This is a genomic window from Nocardioides sp. NBC_00163, from assembly GCF_045206295.1.
GTDB lineage: Bacteria > Actinomycetota > Actinomycetes > Propionibacteriales > Nocardioidaceae > Nocardioides.
The window spans coordinates 1583963-1604589 of record NZ_CP108155.1 but is presented as its reverse complement, the minus strand read 5'-3'; the positions used below and the strand labels follow the sequence as shown (position 1 = coordinate 1604589).

21 protein-coding genes are annotated in these 20627 nt (G+C 69.5%); 14 read left to right on the top strand and 7 right to left on the bottom strand.

The features are described from left to right. Positions 1-22: 22 nt before the first annotated feature. Positions 23-703 (bottom strand): TetR family transcriptional regulator, encoded by a 681-nt coding sequence (locus tag OG801_RS07685; RefSeq protein WP_406034967.1) that lies wholly within the window; start codon positions 701-703, stop codon positions 23-25. 173 nt (positions 704-876) lie between these two features. Between OG801_RS07685 and OG801_RS07680 the strand changes: the two genes are divergently transcribed. The 7 genes from OG801_RS07680 (at position 877) to OG801_RS07650 (ending at position 9445) form a co-directional block, all read left to right on the top strand. Further along, positions 877-2052 carry a thiolase family protein gene (locus tag OG801_RS07680; protein ID WP_406034965.1) on the top strand — a complete coding sequence of 392 codons (1176 nt, stop codon included), beginning with the start codon at positions 877-879 and terminating at the stop codon, positions 2050-2052. A gap of 26 nt (positions 2053-2078) precedes the next feature. Further along, a complete protein-coding gene (locus tag OG801_RS07675; protein WP_406034963.1) occupies positions 2079-2846 on the top strand; it encodes a 3-hydroxyacyl-CoA dehydrogenase in 768 nt (255 codons plus the stop codon). Between the two features lies 1 nt (position 2847). Next, positions 2848-3522: a hotdog domain-containing protein gene (locus OG801_RS07670; protein ID WP_406034961.1), complete on the top strand. Its 675-nt coding sequence runs from the start codon at positions 2848-2850 to the stop codon at positions 3520-3522. A 31-nt stretch (positions 3523-3553) separates the two neighbouring features. Further along, positions 3554-4732: an acyl-CoA dehydrogenase family protein gene (locus OG801_RS07665; protein ID WP_406034959.1), complete on the top strand. Its 1179-nt coding sequence runs from the start codon at positions 3554-3556 to the stop codon at positions 4730-4732. Further along, the gene (locus OG801_RS07660; RefSeq protein WP_406034957.1) at positions 4729-5814 is read left to right on the top strand and encodes a phosphotransferase family protein; all 1086 of its coding nucleotides are present in this window, start codon (positions 4729-4731) and stop codon (positions 5812-5814) included. Before OG801_RS07665 ends, OG801_RS07660 begins: the two co-directional genes overlap by 4 nt. Then, the gene (locus OG801_RS07655) at positions 5793-7796 is read left to right on the top strand and encodes an NADPH-dependent 2,4-dienoyl-CoA reductase (protein ID WP_406034955.1); all 2004 of its coding nucleotides are present in this window, start codon (positions 5793-5795) and stop codon (positions 7794-7796) included. The genes OG801_RS07660 and OG801_RS07655 overlap by 22 nt, the downstream gene beginning before the upstream one ends. Positions 7797-8215: 419 nt before the next feature. Further along, on the top strand, positions 8216-9445 hold the full coding sequence (locus OG801_RS07650; protein WP_406034953.1) for a lytic transglycosylase domain-containing protein: 1230 nt from the start codon (positions 8216-8218) through the stop codon (positions 9443-9445). A gap of 102 nt (positions 9446-9547) precedes the next feature. On the opposite strand, the gene mftR is transcribed toward OG801_RS07650, so the two are convergent. Beyond that, positions 9548-10159: a mycofactocin system transcriptional regulator gene (mftR, locus tag OG801_RS07645; RefSeq protein WP_406034951.1), complete on the bottom strand. Its 612-nt coding sequence runs from the start codon at positions 10157-10159 to the stop codon at positions 9548-9550. Positions 10160-10289: 130 nt separating this feature from the next. Between mftR and mftA the strand changes: the two genes are divergently transcribed. Genes mftA through mftF form a run of 7 tightly spaced genes read left to right on the top strand, consistent with a single transcriptional unit; the run spans position 10290 to position 16156 of the window. Then, the gene (gene mftA / locus OG801_RS07640; protein WP_355224786.1) at positions 10290-10388 is read left to right on the top strand and encodes a mycofactocin precursor MftA; all 99 of its coding nucleotides are present in this window, start codon (positions 10290-10292) and stop codon (positions 10386-10388) included. A 26-nt stretch (positions 10389-10414) separates the two neighbouring features. Then, a complete protein-coding gene (gene mftB, locus OG801_RS07635; RefSeq protein ID WP_406034949.1) occupies positions 10415-10684 on the top strand; it encodes a mycofactocin biosynthesis chaperone MftB in 270 nt (89 codons plus the stop codon). A 10-nt stretch (positions 10685-10694) separates the two neighbouring features. After that, positions 10695-11918 carry a mycofactocin radical SAM maturase gene (gene mftC, locus OG801_RS07630; protein ID WP_406034947.1) on the top strand — a complete coding sequence of 408 codons (1224 nt, stop codon included), beginning with the start codon at positions 10695-10697 and terminating at the stop codon, positions 11916-11918. 26 nt (positions 11919-11944) lie between these two features. Then, positions 11945-13210 (top strand): pre-mycofactocin synthase MftD, encoded by a 1266-nt coding sequence (gene mftD, locus OG801_RS07625; RefSeq protein WP_406034945.1) that lies wholly within the window; start codon positions 11945-11947, stop codon positions 13208-13210. Continuing rightward, on the top strand, positions 13207-13878 hold the full coding sequence (gene mftE, locus OG801_RS07620) for a mycofactocin biosynthesis peptidyl-dipeptidase MftE (RefSeq protein WP_406034943.1): 672 nt from the start codon (positions 13207-13209) through the stop codon (positions 13876-13878). Before mftD ends, mftE begins: the two co-directional genes overlap by 4 nt. After that, positions 13875-14684: a mycofactocin-coupled SDR family oxidoreductase gene (locus tag OG801_RS07615; RefSeq protein ID WP_406034941.1), complete on the top strand. Its 810-nt coding sequence runs from the start codon at positions 13875-13877 to the stop codon at positions 14682-14684. Before mftE ends, OG801_RS07615 begins: the two co-directional genes overlap by 4 nt. Then, complete coding sequence (gene mftF / locus OG801_RS07610) at positions 14681-16156, top strand: mycofactocin biosynthesis glycosyltransferase MftF (protein WP_406034939.1); 1476 nt, start codon at positions 14681-14683, stop codon at positions 16154-16156. Before OG801_RS07615 ends, mftF begins: the two co-directional genes overlap by 4 nt. 132 nt (positions 16157-16288) lie before the next feature. Here the strand turns inward: mftF and OG801_RS07605 are convergent, their stop codons facing one another. The 5 genes from OG801_RS07605 to OG801_RS07585 all read right to left on the bottom strand — a co-directional run bounded on the left by OG801_RS07605 (position 16289) and on the right by OG801_RS07585 (position 20542). Continuing rightward, positions 16289-16849, bottom strand: coding sequence for a phosphoribosyltransferase (locus OG801_RS07605; protein WP_406034937.1), 561 nt, complete (start codon positions 16847-16849; stop codon positions 16289-16291). Between the two features lie 179 nt (positions 16850-17028). Next, positions 17029-17937 carry a DNA-processing protein DprA gene (locus OG801_RS07600; RefSeq protein ID WP_406034936.1) on the bottom strand — a complete coding sequence of 303 codons (909 nt, stop codon included), beginning with the start codon at positions 17935-17937 and terminating at the stop codon, positions 17029-17031. Positions 17938-18081: 144 nt separating this feature from the next. Then, the gene (locus tag OG801_RS07595) at positions 18082-18942 is read right to left on the bottom strand and encodes an alpha/beta fold hydrolase (protein WP_406034935.1); all 861 of its coding nucleotides are present in this window, start codon (positions 18940-18942) and stop codon (positions 18082-18084) included. Then, positions 18939-19931 (bottom strand): NADP-dependent oxidoreductase, encoded by a 993-nt coding sequence (locus OG801_RS07590; RefSeq protein ID WP_406034933.1) that lies wholly within the window; start codon positions 19929-19931, stop codon positions 18939-18941. The genes OG801_RS07595 and OG801_RS07590 overlap by 4 nt, the downstream gene beginning before the upstream one ends. Beyond that, positions 19928-20542 carry a TetR/AcrR family transcriptional regulator gene (locus OG801_RS07585; RefSeq protein WP_406034931.1) on the bottom strand — a complete coding sequence of 205 codons (615 nt, stop codon included), beginning with the start codon at positions 20540-20542 and terminating at the stop codon, positions 19928-19930. Before OG801_RS07585 ends, OG801_RS07590 begins: the two co-directional genes overlap by 4 nt. Positions 20543-20627 lie beyond the last annotated feature (85 nt).

Below are 20627 nucleotides of genomic sequence, written 5' to 3'. Positions count from 1 at the left end.
AGGGGTGGGAGGCGGCCCTGGGTCAGGCGGTCCTGGCGAGGTCGGCGTCCGACGCCGGAGCGTTGGTTCCGGCGCCGGCGTCGATGCTGCCGAAGTGGGCCACGCCGAGGAGGTAGCTGCGTACGGTGTGCTCGAAGATCTGCTTGGTGTTGAGCTGGTTCGCTGCGCCGGCGGCGGTCAGGGCCGGGAAGCGTTCGGGGTCGGCGTGGTCGAAACGGACCCGGGCGCGCGACGGTGGCCGCATCGCCTCCGCGATCGCGGCACCGAGCGAGACCTTCTCTAGGCCGTCGAGGATCTGGATGTGGAGCTCGACCGGCACGCCGCACTCGCTCAGGTAGATGGCTGCCTGCTCGTACATCTCGGTGAGCAGGTCGCGCGGCATGAACCGGAGCAGGATCGGCGCGGCGTTTCGATGCCGCAGCACCGACGCCCGGAAGTTCAGGGCGAGCTGGGTGAACCACTCGGCCCAGTCGTTCTGGCTCGGCTTGCGGGGGAGCGGGGTCTTGGCAACGATCGCGCGTGCCACCGCGGCGAGGATCTCGTCCTTGTCGCTGAAGTGGTGGTAGAGCGACGGCGCCTTGACGTTGAGCTCGCGGGCCAGTCGCGGCAGGCTCAGGGCATCGATGCCGTCTCCGTCGATGATCTCCAGGGCGGCCTTGATGGTCGCGTCTCGACTGATCAGCGGTGTGCTCGGTCGTGCCATGGTGCCCTCCTCGGTCCTGCGGCCTGCGATAACCGCATCACTTTAGATTCTCGCACGTCTTTGCCCAACCGCCGGTGACTCGGGTGCGTTTTGCTCGTTACGCTCTTGTAAACCTAACGACAGAAGGTTTAGTGTGATCGCGACCCGATAGCTGTGAACATCAGGAGCCCCCTATGACCAACGCCGTGATCGTCGACATCGCCAGGACAGCCTCGGGCAAGGGGAAGCCAGGGGGTGCGCTCTCCGGGGTCCACCCCGCCGATCTCTTCGCGACCGTCATTCGTGCCCTGGTCGAGCGCAACGACCTCGACCCGGCCCTCGTCGAGGACGTCATCGGTGGCTGTGTGGCCCAGTACGGCGACCAGGCGCTCAACGTCACCCGCACCGCTCTGCTCGCGGCGGGGCTGCCCGTCGAGGTCCCGGGCACGACGATCGACAGGCAGTGCGGCTCGTCCCAGCAGGCCGCGCACTTCGCCGCCCAGGGTGTGATCGCCGGGGCGTACGACATCGTCATCGCCGGTGGAGTGGAGTCGATGAGCCGGGCGCCCATGGGCAGCTCGGTCGGTCCGGGCACGCCCTTCGGCCCCCTCGCCGCCCGCTTCCCGAGCCTGCCGAACCAGGGTATCGGCGCCGAGCTGGTGGCCTCGCGCTGGAAGCTCGACCGCGACCGAATCGACGCCTACTCCGCGGAGTCGCATCGCCGTGCCGCCACGACCGCCATCTCCGGCAGCTTCGGTCCCGAGATCGTCCCGGTGGCCCTGCCCGACGGCGGCAGCCACGTCGTCGACGAGACCGTCCGGCCCACGACGACGGCCGAAGGGCTCGGCGGGCTCAAGCCGTCGTTCTTCACCGAGGAGATGGCCGCCCGCTACCCCGAGATCGGCTGGCACATCACGCCGGGCAACTCCTCGCCCCTGACCGACGGTGCCTCGGCGGCACTCATCATGAGCGAGGAGAAGGCCGCCGAGCTCGGCCTGACCCCGCGAGCCCGTTTCCACACCTTCGCGGTCACCGGATCCGATCCCGAGATCATGCTCACAGGCCCCATCCCTGCCACCCACAAGGCGCTGAAGAAGTCTGGCCTGAGCATCGACGACATCGACGCGTACGAGGTGAACGAGGCCTTCGCGCCGGTTCCGATGGCGTGGGCGCAGGAGTTCAACGCCGACCCCGTGCGGCTCAACCCGCGGGGCGGGGCCATCGCCCTCGGCCACCCGCTGGGCGGTTCGGGCACCCGCCTGATGACCACCCTCCTCAACCACCTCGAGGAGACCGGCGGGCGGTACGGCCTGCAGACGATGTGCGAGGGCGGCGGGATGGCCAACGCGACCATCATCGAGCGTCTCTGACCAGCCTCATCACCGAAAGGAACAGCATGAACATCATCGGCAAGTCCGCCCTCGTCACGGGCGGCGCCTCCGGCCTCGGCCTCGCCACCGTCCTGCGGCTTCACGCCGCGGGGGCACAGGTCGTGATCCTCGATCTACCCAGCAGCGAGGGCAAGCAGGTCGCCGCCGATCTCGGCGAGCATGCCGTCTTCGTCGCGGCCGACGTCACCGATGAGGAGCAGGTGCGGGCCGCTGTCGACGCCGCCGTCGCGGAGGCACCTCTGGCAGTGACCGTCAACTGTGCGGGCATCGGCAACGCGATCAGGGTCGTCGGGAAGGACGGCTCGCCGTTCCCGCTGTCCGACTTCACCAAGGTCGTCAACGTCAACCTGGTCGGCACCTTCAACGTGCTCCGCCTCGCGGCGGCCGCGATGGTGGCCAACACCGAGATCGACGGCGAGGAGCGCGGGGTGATCGTCAACACCGCCTCGGTCGCCGCCTTCGACGGGCAGATCGGCCAGACGGCGTACTCGGCCTCCAAGGGTGGGATCGTCGGGATGACCCTGCCGATCGCCCGCGACCTGGCCGGCCACCGGATCCGGGTCAACACGATCGCGCCCGGCCTGTTCCACACCCCTCTGTTCAACGCTCTGCCGGAGGAGGCCATCGACTCCCTGGGCGCCCAGGTGCCTCACCCCAGCAGGCTCGGCAAGCCCGAGGAGTACGCCGGCCTGGTCGCCCACATCGTCGAGAACCCGATGCTCAACGGCGAGGTGATCCGGTTGGACGGCGCGATCCGGATGGCGCCTCGCTGAGGTGGACGGCCAAGCTGACGGCACGGCGACCGGTCACGCCGAAGCATGGGAGACGCGCATCGGCGTGCCCGAGTCGTTCACCGCGGCCAATCTCGAGAGGGAGCCGGCCGAGCTCCCGGGCGGCGCTGCGTGGGGGCCGCTCATCGAGGCTCTGCGCGAGCTCCTGGACGACCTCGCGGGGGCGCTGCCGGACCAGGAGCGCGCTATCGCGCTCACCCGGCAGGTCGAGCAGTGGTCGGCGCGGCTGAGACAGGACCAGGTGCCCGAGATGCTGCAGGCGTTCGGCCACCGCGTCGACCTGCACGGCCGCGGCCAGGTGATGGCCCCCACCTTCGTGCTCACCGCTCGCGGCCCGGACAGCGTCGAGGGAACCGTCACCTTCGGACGCTACTTCCTCGGCGGCCACGGAGCGGTCCACGGCGGAGCTGTCGCGCTCCTCTTCGACGAGGTGCTCGGGCGTCTCTCCGACACCTGCTCGCGACCGCCGGGACGCACCGCCAGCCTGACGGTGAACTACCGAGCGGTGACCCAGGTCGACAAGCCGCTCACCGTACGGGCCGGGTTCGCGGAGGAGTCGGGACGCAAGCGCTACCTGGTGGGGGAGATCTGGGACGGCGAGATCCTCTGCGCCGACGCCCGTGCACTGTTCCTCGGCCTGCGTGCGGGCCAGGACTGAGAAGCCCATGGATTCAGACAAGGAGCATGCAATGACCGATGTGGCCGCGATCGCGGAAGCGACCCGGAAGCTGGTCGAGACCCATGTCCTCCCGGTGGAGGACGAGCACGACGGCGATGTCGAGGCGGCGGGCGGCGAGGCGTTGCGTATCCGGTTGCAGGCCGAGGCCCGCGCAGCGGGGGTCTTCGCTCCACATGCGCCGGCTGAGTACGACGGTCTCGGGCTGGGGATGGTCGAGCGCGCTCCGGTCTTCGAGGCTGCCGGGTGGGGGTTGTTCGGGCCGATGGCCCTCAACATCAACGCGCCCGACGAGGGCAACATCCATCTGCTCGCCCACGTTGCCGATGAGGGGCAGCGGGAGCGGTTCCTGGCGCCGTTGGCTCGGGGCGAGGTGCGCTCGGCCTTTGCGATGACCGAGCCGTCGCCGGGAGCGGGTGCGGATCCGTCGGCGTTGGTGAGCCGGGCGGCGCGGACCTCGTCGGGGTGGTTGCTCAACGGGCACAAGTGGTTCATCACCGGTGCCGACGGCGCTGGGTTCCACATCGTCATGGCGCGTACGTCCGGCGAGCCAGGTGGTGCGGGTGGGGCGACGATGTTCCTGGTGCCCGCGGACGCTCCCGGCGTCGACCTGGTGCGCCATGTCGGCACGCAGGATCGCTCGATGCTGGGCGGGCACTGCGAGATCACCTACACCGATGTCGAGGTGGGTGAGGATGCGGTGCTGGGCGAGGTCGACGAGGGCTTCCGCTACGCGCAGGTACGCCTCGGCCCGGCCCGGATGACCCATGTGATGCGCTGGAGCGGCGCCGCCGCCCGAGCGCACGAGACAGCCGTACGCCACGTCGCCGGACGCCGGGCTTTCGGGTCCCGGCTCGCCGAGCAGGGGATGGTGCAGCAGCTGATCGCAGACAACGAGATCGACCTGGCCGCGACCAGGGCACTGCTCCTGGCGGCCTGCCGCGAGCTCGACGACCGCGGCCGGGCGTCGGAGTCGACGTCGATCGCCAAGACGTTCGCTGCCGAGGCGCTGTGCCGGGTCGCGGACCGGGCGGTGCAGATGTGCGGCGGCCTGGGAGTCTCCCGCGACCTCCCGGTCGCCCGGATCGCCCGCGAGATCCGCCCGTTCCGGATCTACGACGGGCCCTCCGAGGTGCACCGCTGGTCGATCGCCCGCCGCGCCGTGCGCCGGATCGCGGGAGACGTCTCATGACCGGGGTTCTCGCAGAGATCGAGCTGGCCGCGGTGCGCGAGCGGATGCTGGCCGCCGGCGCCGAGGTCGGGCCCGAGTTGGAGGGCAGCCTCATCTCCGGTGGTCGCTCCAACCTCACGGTCCTCCTCCACGATGGCGTACGTCGCTGGGTGCTGCGCACTCCGCCCCGGCACGGCCGTACCCCGTCGGCACACGATGTGGGGCGTGAGTTCCGCGTCACCGACGGGTTGGCAGCCACCGACGTGCCGGTCGCGGCCCCGGTGGTCTTCTGCGAGGACGAGGCGATCCTGGGTGGACCCTTCTCGGTGTGGGAGTTCGTCGACGCTGTGACCGTCCAGTCCCGTGACCAGTTCGACGCTCTCGATCAGGGCGTCATCGACGGCATCACCGATGCGCTGGTGGAGACGCTGGCCGCGCTTCACCGGGTCGACCATGTCGCGGTCGGGCTGGAGCGATTCGGCCGCCCCGATGCGTACGTGCGTCGTCAGATCACCAGGTGGTCGGGCCAGTGGGAGCTGGTCGCCCCGCGCGACGCCCAGGTGCGCGAGGAGGCGACCGAGGTGCGCCAGCTCCTCGAGGAGCGGATCCCCGAGCAGCGGCACACCTCGATCGTCCACGGCGACTACCGCATCGACAACGCCCTGCTGGACCTCGGCGGAGCCACGCCGCGTGTCGCGGCGGTCGTCGACTGGGAGCTCTCCACGATCGGAGACCCGATCGCCGATGTCGCCACCATGTGCGCCTACCGACATGCCGCCTTCGACCAGGTCCTCGGCTTCCCGACGGCGTGGACCAGCCCGCGACTCGACGCCCCGGCTGCTCTGGCGCGGCGCTATGAGCGCGCCGGCGGGGTCGAGCTCGAGAGCTGGCCGGCCCATCTCGGTCTGGCCTACTACAAGATCGCCGTCATCGCCGCGGGCATCGACTACCGCTGGCGGGCCGAGGGCGCACCGGAGGACGGCAACGACACCGCGGGATCCGCGGTCGCTCCCTTCCTGGAGGCGGCGCTGACCACCCTGACCGCCGACCGCCCCGCCGGCGGGCCGACCCGAGGAGCACGATGTCGTTCGACCACCTGCTGAGCCCACTGCGGCTCGGCACCCTGGAGCTGCCCAACCGCGTCGTGATGGGCTCGATGCACACCGGTCTGGAGGACGCCGCCGACGACGTCCCACGGCTGGCCGGCTACTTCGCCGAGCGCGCCCGCGGCGGTGCCGGGCTGATCATCACCGGTGCGTACGCCGTCAACGCCGAGGGCCGTCTCGAGGAGGGCGCCGGCGACATGGCCACCGACGACCGGATCGACGCCCATCGGCGGATCACCGACGCCGTGCACGCAGAGGGTGGCCGGATCGCGCTGCAGCTCATCCACGCCGGCCGCTACGGCCGCCACGCCGCCAACGTCGGCGCCTCATCGATCAAGAGCCCGATCAACCCGTTCCAGCCGCGACCGCTGACCACCAAGCAGGTCTGGCAGGTCGTGGACGACTTCGCCGCGGCGGCCGCGCGTGCTCGGGCCGCTGGTTACGACGCGGTCGAGATCATGGCCTCCGAGGGCTACCTGATCAACCAGTTCCTCGCGCCGCGGACCAACGATCGCACCGACGAGTGGGGTGGTTCGGCGTACGCCCGGATGCGGCTGCCGGTCGAGATCGTGCGCCGCATCCGCGTCGAGCTGGGTCCGGACTTCCCGGTCCTCTACCGGATCTCCCTGCTCGACCTGGTCGACGGCGGCCAGACCTGGCAGGAGACCATCGAGCTCGCTCAGGCGCTGGAGGCCGATGGTGTGACCGCATTCAACACAGGCATCGGCTGGCACGAGGCCCGCATCCCGACGATCATCACCCAGGTCCCCAGGGGTGCCTGGCTGCGCTACACCCGGCTGCTGAAGGCCGCGGTGGATGTGCCTGTGTGCGCCTCCAACCGGATCAACACCCCGCAGCTCGCCGAGGACGTCGTCGCCGACGGCGACGCCGACCTCGTCGCGATGGCCCGGCCGTTGCTGGCCGACCCGGACTTCGTGGCCAAGACGGCTGCCGGGCGAGCCGACGAGATCAACACCTGCATCGCGTGCAACCAGGCCTGCCTGGACCACGGGTTCTCGGGCCTGGAGACGACCTGTCTGGTGAACCCGCGGGCCTGCAGGGAGACGCTGTGGACGATCGAGCCCGCGCCTCGGCGTCGCAGCGTCGCGGTCGTGGGTGCCGGCCCGGCCGGGCTTGCCGCCGCGGTGACCGCCGCCGAGCGTGGGCTCGCGGTCACCCTGTTCGAACGCGAGCAGGAGGTCGGCGGGCAGTTCCGACTGGCGATGGAGGTGCCCGGCAAGGAGGACTTCGCCGACACGCTGCGCTACTTCCGTCGTCGTCTGGAGGTGCTCGCCGTCGACGTACGCCTCGGATCGGCCGCGACGCCTGCCGACCTCGAGCACTTCGACGAGATCGTGATCGCCACCGGGGTCAGGCCCCGGGTCCCGCAGATCCCTGGGATCGACCACGCCAATGTCGCGAGCTATGCCGACGTGCTCGCCGGGCGCGTGACACCGGGCGAGCGCGTCGCGGTGGTCGGCGCCGGCGGGATCGGCGTCGACGTGTCCCACTGGCTCACCCATGACCCGAAGGAGGACCTCGACGGGTGGCTGGCCCGATGGGGCGTCGACCCCACGCTGACCCGGCCCGGAGGGCTCACCGAGCGGCGGCCGTTCGAGCCGTCCCGGAAGGTCACCCTCCTCCAGCGCAAGGCAACCGCGATCGGCAAGGACCTGGGGAAGACCTCGGGTTGGGCGCATCGCGCGGTGCTCGGTCAGGCGGGCGTCCGGCTGGTCCCCGGCGCCTCCTACGAGCGCATCGACGACCGCGGCCTGCATGTCGTGGTCGACGGGGTCGCCCACACCATCGAGGCGGACACGATCGTGGTCTGCACCGGCCAGGAGTCGGTGCGGGACCTCTACGACGCCCTGGTCACCGCTGGCCGTACGCCGCACCTGATCGGTGGCGCCGAGCTGGCCGCCGAGCTCGACGCGAAGCGCGCGATCGCCCAGGGCACATCCGTCGCTGCGGCGCTGTAGCTGGGCGTCGCCTCTCTTCCAACGCGCTTCAGCCGCCAGAACGATCTGTAAAAAGTGTGGCGCGGGCCACGCTCGGTAAACCTAACGGTGGTAGATTTATTCCGAGGTTGACTTGAGGGAGAGACCTGATGATGAGTTCCGCGATAGTCCAGCGCCCCGGCTTGGTGGCGGACGGTGCATGCCTGCCCGGCCGGGGGTGTGCGGTCCAAGCCTGCCCTACGTGTTTCAGCATCGTCGGCGAGTCGGGTGGCGGCGTTCGTGGGTCCCGGGGCGGAGACCGCCCTGGCCGCGGGCGTCGTTCCCGCCGGGGATCGGTCGTCCTGCGAGGGGGGACAGAGTGATCCCGCAGGATGATGTGAGCCGCCGCTCAAGGCTCTCTTTACGGTTTGGGAGCTCGCTGAAGAGCCTACGGAGGTGCCATGTCTACGACGGATCGTACTGAAATGCCGACGTCGAGCGTGAGGGTGTCGAGGCCTGTCGTCGCACTCGTCCATCTGTTCGCCGTGTCGGTCGTATGGGCGGTCCACCTGGTGAATCCGTCTGCGTTCGCCAGCGGGAACATGCCGGCCTCCGCGCCCCTGGGCGGCATCTCGGTGCCGACAGCGGCGGTGCAAGACCCTGTGAGCTATTCGCAACCAGCTGTCGTGGGGGCCGGCGTCCCGCAGAGGCAGGTCATGCAGCTTGCGGCGGGCGCTTCGACAGACGGGATTCCGAACGCTGCGCTTGCCGCTTACCAGCGCGCCGAGACGGTCATCAACGCTGCGGACAAGACGTGTGACATCGACTGGCAGCTGCTTGCGGCTGTGGGCCGCGTCGAGTCGGACCACGGCCGCTTTGGCGGCAGCCGCCTGGGTGCCGACGGCGTCTCTCGTCCAGGCATCTACGGCATCCCTCTCGACGGTAGGAACAAGACCCAGGCGATCGCGGACACGGACTCCGGGCAGTACGACGGAGACGAGGCATGGGATCGTGCTGTCGGTCCGATGCAGTTCATCCCCGCCACATGGTCAGCCGTCGGTGTGGACGCTGACGGCGACGGGCAGAGGGACCCCCAGGACATCAACGACGCCGCGCTGGCGGCAGGGGTGTATCTGTGCTCGGGTCCTCAGGGCCTCGGCAACGAGGCCGGGCGCCGTGCAGCGGTCCTCCGCTACAACCACTCGCGGTCCTACGCCGACCAGGTGCTGCAGACCCTCATGGCGTACCTGAGGGGCGACTACACCGCCGTGCCCAACCAAAACCTGCCGGTGACCTACATTCCCGGCTCTAGTTGGCGGTCTTCCGCCGCGTCTGATGGCGAGAAGGAGGCGCCAAAACCAAGGCAGATCCCTCGGGGTGAAGACGGTGCCAGAGATCGTCTGACCACCGCTCCGGAAGAACCTGGTGGTCAGAACAGAAGCGAGGACACCACGGGGTCCAAACCCAGTTCGCCTGCTTCGGATGAGGCTCCGGCTTCACCGCCCAAGCAGGAACAGGACGACGCAGATGGGAACCTCGAGAAAGTCGCCGAGCCCCTCCCGGCCCCTGTCCGCGCGTCTGTCGATCGTGTCTTGACCCTGACCCAGGCGGTCACCCGATGCACGGCGAACGGCGTGAGTCGGCTCGACCTTGTCGCTTGGGACAGGTGCATCAACGACTTGGTCCGATGAGCCTCCGACTCGCTGCGGACCTGAATGAAGAGAATGCGCCCGACGTCCAGGTCGCGCCATCTCCCAAGATGCCGTCCGACCCCGTGCGCGTTCAGCCGAGCGTCAGGTCGAGAGGTGCGAACGCAGATGGGTCATAGTGGCGTCGAGCAGGTCGGGGAGCGCGGCGTCCTCGTCGGCGAGCCAGGCCTGGTACGAGGTCAGGGCGAGGGCGAGCGAGACCTGGCCGATCGTCTGGGGGAGAAGGTCGTCGGTGTGCCCACCGGTGCGCTCCGCGACGTACTCGGCGATGACCTCGCGCCAGCTGGCGTAGCGGAGCACCGAGTGGGCCTGGAGGGCCGGGGTGGTCAGGATCAGGCGCATCCGGTCCCGGTGGCTGGGGCTGGCGTCGGCGGGGAAGTCGTTGAACGCGAGTACGCCCCGGTGGACCGCAACGTGGAGCGGGAGGTCGGCGGGCATGGAGCGCAGGATCTCGCGGAAGCCGTCGAGGGTGCGGTCGAACTGTCCCCAGGGGATGTCGTTCTTGGAGGGGTAGTAGCGGGTGATGGTGCGCCTGCCGACTCCGATCGCCTCGCCGATGTCGTCGAGGGTGGTGGCCTCGAAGCCCCTGGTCACGAAGAGCTGGAAGGCGGCCTGCTCGATCTCCGCGTGCGTGGTCGCCGCGGGACGTCCGCGGAGCGAGCTGCGCCGCGTCGCGGGGGCGGGGCTGGTCGGCATTCGTCGGAATCTATCAGCCGTCTCTGGTGTGCTGAAGGCAAAAGAGTTCCCGGTTCGAGACAACCTCTATCTTTTTGACCTCCAGTGTCATTAATGTGTTGTGCGTCACCCGAGATGAAGGAGAGCTGTCATGAACCCTGACGAGAACACCCAGATCGTGGACGAGGCCCTGACCGAGGAGTCGTTGATCGAAGAGGTCTCGATCGACGGCATGTGCGGCGTCTACTGAGCGTCGTCATGCTGAGTGATCCGAGCATGGCCGTGAGCCTGGACAGCGCATGGGGGCTGTCGCCGTCGGTCGCGCTGCGGCCTGAGCCCTTCGGGGCGCTGGCCTACCACTTCGGGAACCGGAAGCTGACCTTCCTCAAGCGCCCCGAACTGGTGGCGGTGGTGCGTGCCCTGGGGTCGCACCCGGATGTGCGCGGTGCGCTCGTGGCATCGGGAGTGCCGGAGGGCCAGCACGCTGCGTACGTCGCGGCGCTCTCCGGCCTGGCCCGGACCGACATGATCCGTCCCGTGACGTGAGGAGACTGTGATGAAGCTGGTGGAGCACTTCGAGCTCGGCCTGGATGCGCCGATCTGTCTGACCTGGGAGCTGACCTACGCGTGCAACCTGGAGTGCGCGCACTGCCTCTCGAGCAGCGGCCGGCGCGACCCGCGTGAGCTGACCACCGAGCAGTGCGAGGCGGTGATCGACGAGCTGCAGCGGATGCAGGTCTTCTACGTGAACATCGGCGGTGGCGAGCCGACCGTACGTCCCGACTTCTGGCACCTGGTCGAATATGCCGTCGCCCACGACGTCGGGGTGAAGTTCTCCACCAACGGCGTCCGGCTCACCCCGGAACGGGCGCGGTGGCTGGCCGCGAGCGACTATGTGGACGTACAGATCTCGCTGGACGGGGCAACGGCCGAGGTCAACGACCGGGTGCGGGGGACGGGGTCCTACGACACCGCGATCACCGCGCTGCGCAACCTGCACGACGCGGGGTTCGGTGACGCCAAGCTCAGCGTGGTCTGCACCCGGGAGAACATCGGGCAGCTCGACGAGTTCAAGGCGATCGCGGACCGCTTCGGGGCGACGCTGCGGCTGACCCGGCTGCGTCCCTCGGGCCGCGGGGCGGATGTGTGGGACGAGCTCCATCCGCTGCCCGAGCAGCAGCGAGAGCTGTACGAGTGGCTTGTCGCCAACGGCGACAACGTGCTCACCGGGGACTCCTTCTTCCACCTGGCCGCCTTCGGGCCGGAGGACGGCAGCGGTGCGTTGCCTGGTCTGAACCTGTGCGGCGCCGGCCGGGTGGTGTGCCTGATCGACCCCGTCGGGGATGTCTACGCCTGTCCGTTCGCGATCCATGACCAGTTCCTGGCCGGCAACCTGCTCACCGACGGCGGCTTCGACACGGTGTGGAAGACCTCGGCGCTCTTCCAGGAGCTGCGGGAGCCGCAGACCGGTGGCGCCTGCTCGGGTTGTGCCCACTACGACTCCTGCCGCGGTGGCTGCATGGCCGCGAAGTTCTTCACCGGACTGCCGCTGGACGGGCCGGACCCCGAGTGTGTCCAGGGCTATGGCGAGTCCGCGCTGGCCGGTGCCCGGACCATTCCCGCGGTCGGCCAGGACCACTCCCGCAGCGCCCCAAGCCGCAACGCGCCGGTGCTGCTGACGCTCTCCCGACGGCGTCCGGACTCCGACCTTGCCCCACCCGTGAGCCCGCCGGTGAGTGCGTGCGCCGAGTCGCCGCTGGCCGGCTTCGCACCCAACTGACCCTGAGAACAGAAGCGAGAACAGACATGGCCTGGAAGAACCCCTGGAAGCAGAACCCGTGGTTCGAGTCCGTCGCGGTGGCGCAGGAGCGTGCCCGCAAGCGGCTGCCGAAGCCGGTGTACGCGGCCCTGCTGGCCGGCTCGGAGCGCGGCCAGACGATCGCGGACAACCAGCAGGCGTTCGCCGACCTCGGGCTGGCGCCGCACGTGGCCGGCCATCACGACAAGCGCGAGCTGTCGACCACGGTGCTGGGCCAGGAGATCGGGTTCCCGGTGATCATCTCGCCCACCGGCGTACAGGCCGTCCATCCCGACGGTGAGGTCGCGGTCGCGCGGGCGGCGGCGGCCCGGGGCACGGTGATGGGGCTGTCCAACTTCGCCTCGAAGTCGGTCGAGGAGGTCGTGGCGGCCAACGCGGCGACGTTCTTCCAGATGTACTGGACCGGTGACCGCGACGTGATGATCCGCCGGATGCGCCGGGCGCACGCCGCCGGAGCGAAGGCGCTGATCGCCACCCTCGACTGGTCCTTCTCCATGGGCCGTGACTGGGGCAGCCCGGAGATCCCCGAGAAGGTCGACCTCTCCGCGATGCTCAGGTTCGCGCCCCAGGTGATGAGCCGGGGGAGATGGCTCGCGGCCTACGCCCGCAGCGGCGGCATCCCGGACCTGACCGCGCCCAACCTGGCGCCGATCGCCGCCGACGGCAGCCTGGGGGAGCCGCCCACGTTCTTCGGTGCCTACTACGAGTGGATGACCACGCCGCCGCCGTCGTGGGACGACGTGGCCTGGATGGTGAGCACCTGGAAGGACCTGACTGCCGACAATTCTGGTCAGGGCAAGCCGTTCATGCTCAAGGGCGTGTGCCGGGTCGATGACGCGCTGCGCGCGGTCGACGCGGGTGTGGACGCGATCTCGGTCTCCAATCATGGCGGCAACAACCTCGATGGCACCCCGGCCACGATCCGGGTGATGCGCCCGATCGCTGCCGCGGTGGGCGACCAGATCGAGGTGCTGCTCGACGGTGGCGTACGCCGTGGCTCCGACGTCGCCAAGGCGCTCGCCCTGGGCGCACGTGCGGTGATGGTCGGGCGTGCCTACCTGTGGGGTCTGGGTGCCAACGGTCAGGCCGGTGTCGAGAACGTCCTCGACATCCTCCGCAGCGGCCTCGACTCCGCGGTTCTGGGCATGGGCAAGGCCTCCATCCACGACCTCACCCCGGAGGACCTGGTGATCCCCGACGGCTTCGAGCTCGCGCTCGGGCAACCATCGGGCCGACCACTGGACCGGCCGTGAGCCTGGTCGACCGTCCCTGGCCGGAGATCGTGGCGGGCGGCACGGTCCTGGTGCCGGTGGGGTCCACCGAGCAGCACGGGCCCCACCTGCCGCTCGACGTCGACACGGTGATCGCGACCGCGGTCGCCGACGAGCTCGCCCCGCTCATCGGCGCCTCCGTCGCGCCGGCGGTGCCGATCGGTGCCAGCGGTGAGCACCAGTCGTTTCCCGGGACGATCTCGATCGGGACCACGGTGCTGACCTCGGTCCTGGTCGAGCTCGGCCGCTCCCTGACCACCTGGGCCTCGCGGGTCGTCCTGGTCAACGGCCACGGCGGCAACCTGGACGCGGTCACGGCCGCCGTCACGGTCCTTCGCACCGAGGGGAGAGAGGTCTCGTGGGTGCCCTGCCAGGTCCCGGACGCGGATCCGCACGCCGGCCACACCGAGACCTCTCTCATGCTGCAACTGGCCCCCGAACGGGTACGCCTGCGGCAGGCCGTGCCCGGCAACACCCGCCCGATCGCCACGCTGCTGCCGGTGATGCGGGCGGGCGGTGTCGAAGCCGTCTCGGCCAACGGCGTCCTCGGCGACCCGACCGGCGCGAGCGCCGAGCAGGGCAAGCGCATCCTCGAGGCGATGGTCGTCGGTGCCTATGACCGGCTCCGGATAGGAGCCGCGGCACGATGAGGCCCGGGGCAGCAAGCACAGAGACAGCGGCCCGGGTCGCGCTGGTGACCGGCGCCGCGCGTGGGATCGGCGCGGCCACCTTGCGCGGCCTGGTGGCCGAGGGCGTACGCGTCGTCGCGCTCGACTGGTGCGCGGGCGAGGACTCTCCGGCCGGCTATCCCCAGGCCACGAAGGCCGACCTGGACAGCCTGATCGCCTCGCTCCCGGCCGGCTGGGTCGAACCGGTCGTCGGTGACGTACGGGATCCGGCGGCGCTGACCGCCGCGGTCGGCGCCGCGCAGGAGAGGTGGGGGCGGCTCGACGTCGCCGTCGCCGGTGCGGCGGTGATCGCCGGCGGGTGCCCGCTGTGGGAGGACACCTCGCTCGACCTGCAGTGGCAGATCGACGTCGCCGGGGTCTGGAACACCGCGGTGGCCGCCGTCCCCGCGATGCTTGCCGGGCCCGATCCCAGCGGCTGCCGGTTCGTCGCGCTCGCCTCCGCAGCGGGCTCGCGCGGACTGTTCCACCTCGCCGCCTACAACGCCGCGAAGCATGCCGTAGTCGGTCTGGTGAGAGGCCTGGCCGCCGATCTGGCCGGCACCGGCGTGACGGCCTGCGCCGTCTCCCCGGGCTCCACCGACACCGCGATGCTCGCCGCGACCGCCAACCTCTACTCGGTCGGCCCGGATGACCTCGCCGCACACCAGCTCCTGCGCCGCCCGCTCACACCCGACGAGGTCGCCGCCACCGTCGTCCACGCCTGCTCGCTTGCTGGGGCGGTGCTCAACGGCTCGGTCGTCGCCGCCGACGGAGGCTTCGGCGGATGACGCTGCCCGATGGGTTCACGGTGCGGGTGCGCGATGACGTACGCCTCCTGCCCACGGCAGACGGTGGGCTGTCTCTGATCGGCGGCTCGCCACTGCGGTCCATGCGCCTTGCATCCACGGCCGCCGACCGCGTGGCCGGCAGGCAGGTTCGGGTTCACGATGCCACCACCGACCTCATCGCCCGCCGCCTGCTCGACGGCAACCTCGCCGACCCCGCAGATCTGGCGCCCGTCGACCCGGCCGAGCTCACCGTCATCGTCCCGGCCCACGACCGACCCGAGCTCCTCGACCGCTGCCTGGCCGTGCTGAGCGGCCTCGGCGTCATCGTCGTCGACGACGCCTCCCACGACCCGAACGCCGTCGCGGAGGTCGTACGCCGCCACGGCGCCACCCTCCTCGCACTGACAGACAACCTCGGACCCGCCGGCGCCCGCAACGCCGGACTCGCCCGGGTCGCCACGACCTACGTCGCCTTCGTCGACTCCGACGTCACCGCCGCCCCGGAGATGCTCGCGCAGCTGGCCGGTCACCTCGTGGACCCTCGGGTCGCGCTGGTGGGGCCGCTGGTTCGGGGGCACAGCGACAAGGCCCGGCCGGCGTGGTTCGAACGACACGACATGGCCGCCTCCTCGCTCTCTCTGGGCACCAGAGCGTGCTCGGTGCGCCCCGGCGCGGCCGTCGGCTGGCTGCCGTCGGCCTGCCTGGTCGCCCGCACCTCGACCCTGCGAGAGGTCGGCGGCTTCGCCGGCGATCTGCGCGTGGGGGAGGACGTCGACCTGGTCTGGCGACTGGTCGAGGCCGGGCACGTGGTCCGCTACGCGCCCGACCTCGAGGCCCTGCACGAGGTCCGCGGCACCGTACGCGGCTGGCTCGGCCGCAAGCTCGTCTACGGCACCGGCGGCGCCGAGCTCGGGCGCCGTCACGGCTCCGCGATCGCCCCGGCCGTGCTCTCCCCGGCCATGGCCGCGGCCGGAGCCGCGATCCTGGTCGGCCATTGGTGGTCGGCACCCGCGGCGCTCGCCTCGCTGGCCTGGGGCGGCCGCGTCGTCTCGGATGCTCTCCCCGACGTACCCGGCCGCCGTGGCCTCGCCGCCCGCCTCGCAGTCCGAGGACTCGGCTGGTCGCTGCGCCAGGAGTCAGCGCTCCTGCTGCGCCACTGGTGGCCACTCACGCTGGTGGCCTGCCTGATCAGTCGCACCGCACGCCGGATGGTGCTCGCCGCGCTCGTCGTCGACACCGCCGTCGCCCTCCAGGAGACCGACGTCCGGCCCGCGACCCTCCTCGGCCGCCGCCTCGACGACCTCGCCTACGGTGCCGGACTCTGGCTCGGCGCCGCGAGATCCCGGTCCGCGCAGTGCCTCACCCCGCGCCTCGTGCGCCGGCCTCAAGCGCGGCACGAGGGCCAGGGCACCACGTCTAGTAAAGCCAGGCCGGCTCGGTGCCTGCTGAGCGATGTCGGTGATGGGTCGTGATCGGGAAGCCTCGGTGTCGGGAGATGGCTTCGGGAAGTGCACAGTCCTCTTGTACGCCCATGTGCGGGGCCAACGGTTCGTGGCATCGACCCATGTCAGCGACAGAGCATTGGGAGTTTGTCTCGATCCTGTTCAGCAGTTGGAGCCAGTGAACGGGCAGACGTCCGGGTCGAAAGGCGCCTGGATGGTGGTCGCGAACGGCTCGTTCTTAGAGAATCCGGCTGAAAGCCAGCGGGCGACGCAGATGGCGGTTACGTGGCGTACGCCTGCCGCCTTCAGGGCCGCGGTGACCGACTGGACGCGGGCGCCGGTCACCCAGGAGTCCTCTAGAACCAGGACATGCTGCGAAGATGTCGGCGGGACGATGAAGTTTGCCGGGCGTACCTCGCGCGGGTCCCGGGGATTCTGGGTCGCGGCGACCTTTACCTGCGGGATCGACCTCAAGAACGAGGCCGCGATGGTCTCGAGTGGATGGGGCCCAGGGCGACGCTTGAGCGACGGGACGGTGGTCCAGGCGTCGGGCGGGCCAAACGGAGCGGAGATACACGGCCAGTGAGCCGCGACGGCGTAGGTCAAGAGGGCTTGGACGATTCGGCTGTGGGACGCGCCCGGGGTGTCTTTGTAGCCATACATGAGACGTCCAGGTTGTCCGCTGTCCCATGCGTAGATGACGAAGCCGACCTGGTCGGCCATGTCCGCTCGGCTTCTCCGACGGTCGTTGCACTTGTAACAGGCCTCGTAGCGGGGATCGGTCGGCGTTCCGCAGACGGTGCAGTTCACCTGTGAAAGGAAGCGGACGTTGTGAAGGTATCCGCTCGTCGCCCGTGTCAGGTCGGCGCGGATGACGTCGAGCGCTGCGGATCGCTGCACCACTACAGCGAGATCTGGCTCAATGCCGCATCGACTCTGCCGGGGCGGTCGACGAGTCGATCGATCGACGCTGAGACCTCCTCTAGGGAGGAGGCGACGTAGACGTCAGGGTTGTCGACGAGGTCCTTTCCCCACTGAGTGGCCTCTACGACGGTGTCGGTGAGGATCACAGGCCGACCGTGATGCACGGCTAGCCGGGCCTGGATACGAGTGCCGCTCTGCTCGCCAGCCTCGACGACGATCGTCGCGAAACCGTAGCCAGACATCACGGCGTTGCGCATCGGGAAGCTCTGCTTGGTGGGTGGCGACCCGGGCCAGAACTGGGAGAGGACCAAGCCATCGCGCTCGATCTGCTGTTGGAGGTCGTGACTCGACGCCGGGTAGTACCGGTCGATGCCCGTGCCGATAACAGCGACCGTGCGTCCTCCGCTGTCGAGAGCGGTCCGGTGCGCGACCGCATCGATGCCTTCGGCTAGCCCTGCAACGACCGTCAATCCCTTCTTAACCAGAAGGGCACTGATCGCACTTGCCATCCGGACACCACGCTCACTTGCTTTGCGGGAGCCGACCACGGAGAAGCCAACGTCACCCTCAACGCGTGCGCCACGTGCGAAGAGGAAGGGCGGCGCCTCTTGGATATCGCGCACCCGAGCCGGGTATCTCGGGTCAAGCACCGACAAGAATTCGAAGCCGGCGTCGGACCACTTCTTTAGGTCTCGACGCGCTTCCGCGATCCGCTCCTCATGCTCGGTGTCTCCAAAGAGATCGGCGGCGGCTAGCAGATCTCGCCCTGCCTGGACACTCCCTTCTTGGAGGAGGGTGTCGACGATCTTCGTCCACCCGATGCCACCGGGGCGTTCCCGAAGCAAGGCAATGAGGGCTGCCTGGTCGTCGATGGTGGCGCGCTCCATAGGGCGAGCGTAGTCCGATATCGGGCCGTTGTGGGGGAGCGGGGCGCCGGAACTTGAATCGAACATGTGTTCTAGATTATCAGGCTGCGGTGTGTCTGGGTTGGGATTGAGTGTCGCGAGAATGAGCCTAAAGAAGCAGTCCTGTCAGTCGGTGAGGAAGTCGGCGGCGACCGGGGCGAACTTCTCGTGGAACTGGAAGATCCCGCCGTGACCGGAGTTCGGGTAGATGATCAGCTGGCTGCCCTTGATGCGGCGATGGAGGTCTTCGGAGAGCGCCGTGGGCACCATCCGGTCGTGGTCGCCGTTGGCGATCAAGGTCGGCAGGGTGAGCGCCGACAGATCCGACGGGGCGGAGCGACCGTACTTCTGGATCGCCTTCAGCTGGGTCCGCAGCGCCTTGATGGTGGCCGGCCGGTCACGGTCGTTGGTGCGTTCCTGGAGCCGCTTGACGAACGCCTTCGCGGCCGACTTTCCGGCCGCGTCGCGGTTGAAGAAGAGGAACTCCTTGGGGTCCGACCTGGTCAGCGTCGCCCTGAGGATGTCCCGGTAGGTGACGCCGGCGACCTTCTCGATGTCCTTGCCGCCACGAGGACCGGTCCCGGTCAGCACGAGCCTGCGGACCAGGCCGGGGTGCTTGACGATCAGGTCCTGCGCGATGAAGCCGCCCATCGAGAAGGAGAAGATGTCGATCTCCTCGAAGCCGAGCGCCGCGATGAACTCGTAGGCGTGATCGGCGGCTTCCTCGATGGTGTCGGGCACCTTCCCGGTCGAGGCGCCGACGCCGCGCTGGTCGAAGGTGATGACGTGTCGCTTCTCGGCGATGGGATCGACGATGCGCGGGTCCCAGTTGTCCAGGGTCGCCGCGAGGTGCACGAAGAAGACGACGGGCACGCCGCCCTTCGGGCCGAGCTCGCGGTAGGCGTACGTCACGTCGCCGACGGTGACGGAGCGGGTCGGGGCGTGTTCGTAGGAGGTGATGACGGGCTCGTTGCTGGTGGAGGTCATCGGGTCACCACGATCTTGCCGTTGGCCTTGCCCTGCTCGACGTACGCCATCGCTTCGATCGTGTCGGTGAAGGGGAACGTACGGTCGAGGACCGGCTGGAGGATGCCGTCGTCGTAGAGCGCGGCGAGGGTCTTGAGCTGGGTGCCGTTCGCCTCCATGAAGAGGAACGAGTAGCGCACGCCGAGCTTCTTGGCTCGGGACCTGATCTTGCGGCTCAACAGGGACATCACGGGCTTGAGGAGCGGCTTGCCCAGCTGGTCCGCCATGTGCGGGTCGGGTGGTCCGACCACGCTGATCGCCAGACCGCCCGGCTTCAGGACGGTCAACGACTTCTCGAGGCTGGCGGTCCCGAGGGAGTCGAGCACGACGTCGTAGCCGGACAGGACCTCGGCGAAGTCGGTGCTGGTGTAGTCGACGACCTCGTCGGCGCCGAGCGCGCGGACCTTCTCGACGTCCTTGCTGTGGGCGGTGGTGGCGACGTGGGCCCCGAGGTGCTTGGCGACCTGGATGACGGTGGAGCCGAGGCCGCCGGCGCCGGCGTGGACCAGGACCTTCTGGCCCGGCTTGACGCTGGCCAGGCCGACCAGGGCCTGCCATGCGGCGAGCGCGACCAGGGGTACGGCGGCGGCCTCCTCGAACGACAAGGACCTCGGCTTGAGGGCGATGTCGCCGGAGTCGATGGCGATCTGCTCGGCGAAGGTGCCGATGCGCAGGTCGCGCGCCCGGGCGAAGATCTCGTCGCCGACCTTGAAGTCACGGACCTCCGGCCCGACCTGGGTGATCACGCCGGAGACGTCGTGGCCGAGGACGAAGGGCAGCTCGTACTTCAGCAGTTGCTTGAGCTCCCCGTTGCGGACCATCTTGTCGAGCGGGTTGATGCTCGCGGCGCGGACGTCGACCAGGACGTCGCGAGGTCCGGCCGTCGGCGTCGGGACATCAGCTGCCTCGAGCCCGTCCGGACCGTAGTGGGTGACGACGAACGCCTTCATGGCGACTCCTGGGTGGGTGTTCCCGCGGGGGCCGGACGGGCTCCCGCGATGGTCATGGCTTGGGTGTAGGCCGCGGCGAGGATGCGGTCGGAGAGCTCGGCGTCGGTGACGGCGCGAGCCAGCTGCAGGGACCCGACCAGGAGCGTGAAGATGCCGATCGCACGCTCGTCGGTCTGCTGGGCATCGCCCTCGTCGAGGTGGCGTGAGATCGCCTCGATCATCGAGCGGGCGCCGTCGGTGTAGGCGTCTCGGGTAGTCGCGTCGCAGCGACCGATCTCATCCAGGAGGGCGGCCGACGGACAGCCTTCGGCGGGGGCGTCGCGGTGCTCGGCGGAGAGGTACTCGCGGAGGAAGGCCTCGACGGATGCGAGGCCTGCGGGCAGCGCGTCGACGACGGCGACCTGGTCGGCGAGCTGCTGGGTCACGACCGAGGCGACCAGGTCCTCCTTCGAGGCGAAGTGACCGTAGAAAGCTCCGTTGGTCAGTCCCGCGTCGGCGACCAGTGTCGCGATGCCCGAGCCGTCGATGCCGTCGCTCTTGAGCCGGCGGCCGGCGGTCTCGATCATCCGGCGCCGCGTCGCTTCCTTGTGCTCCGGGCTGTATCTCGCCATGAGGTGAATCTCCTTCCGGGGGTTGTCAATACTTTAGCATTATGACCATACTATTACGAACGTACTGCAATCACGAACTGGAGCA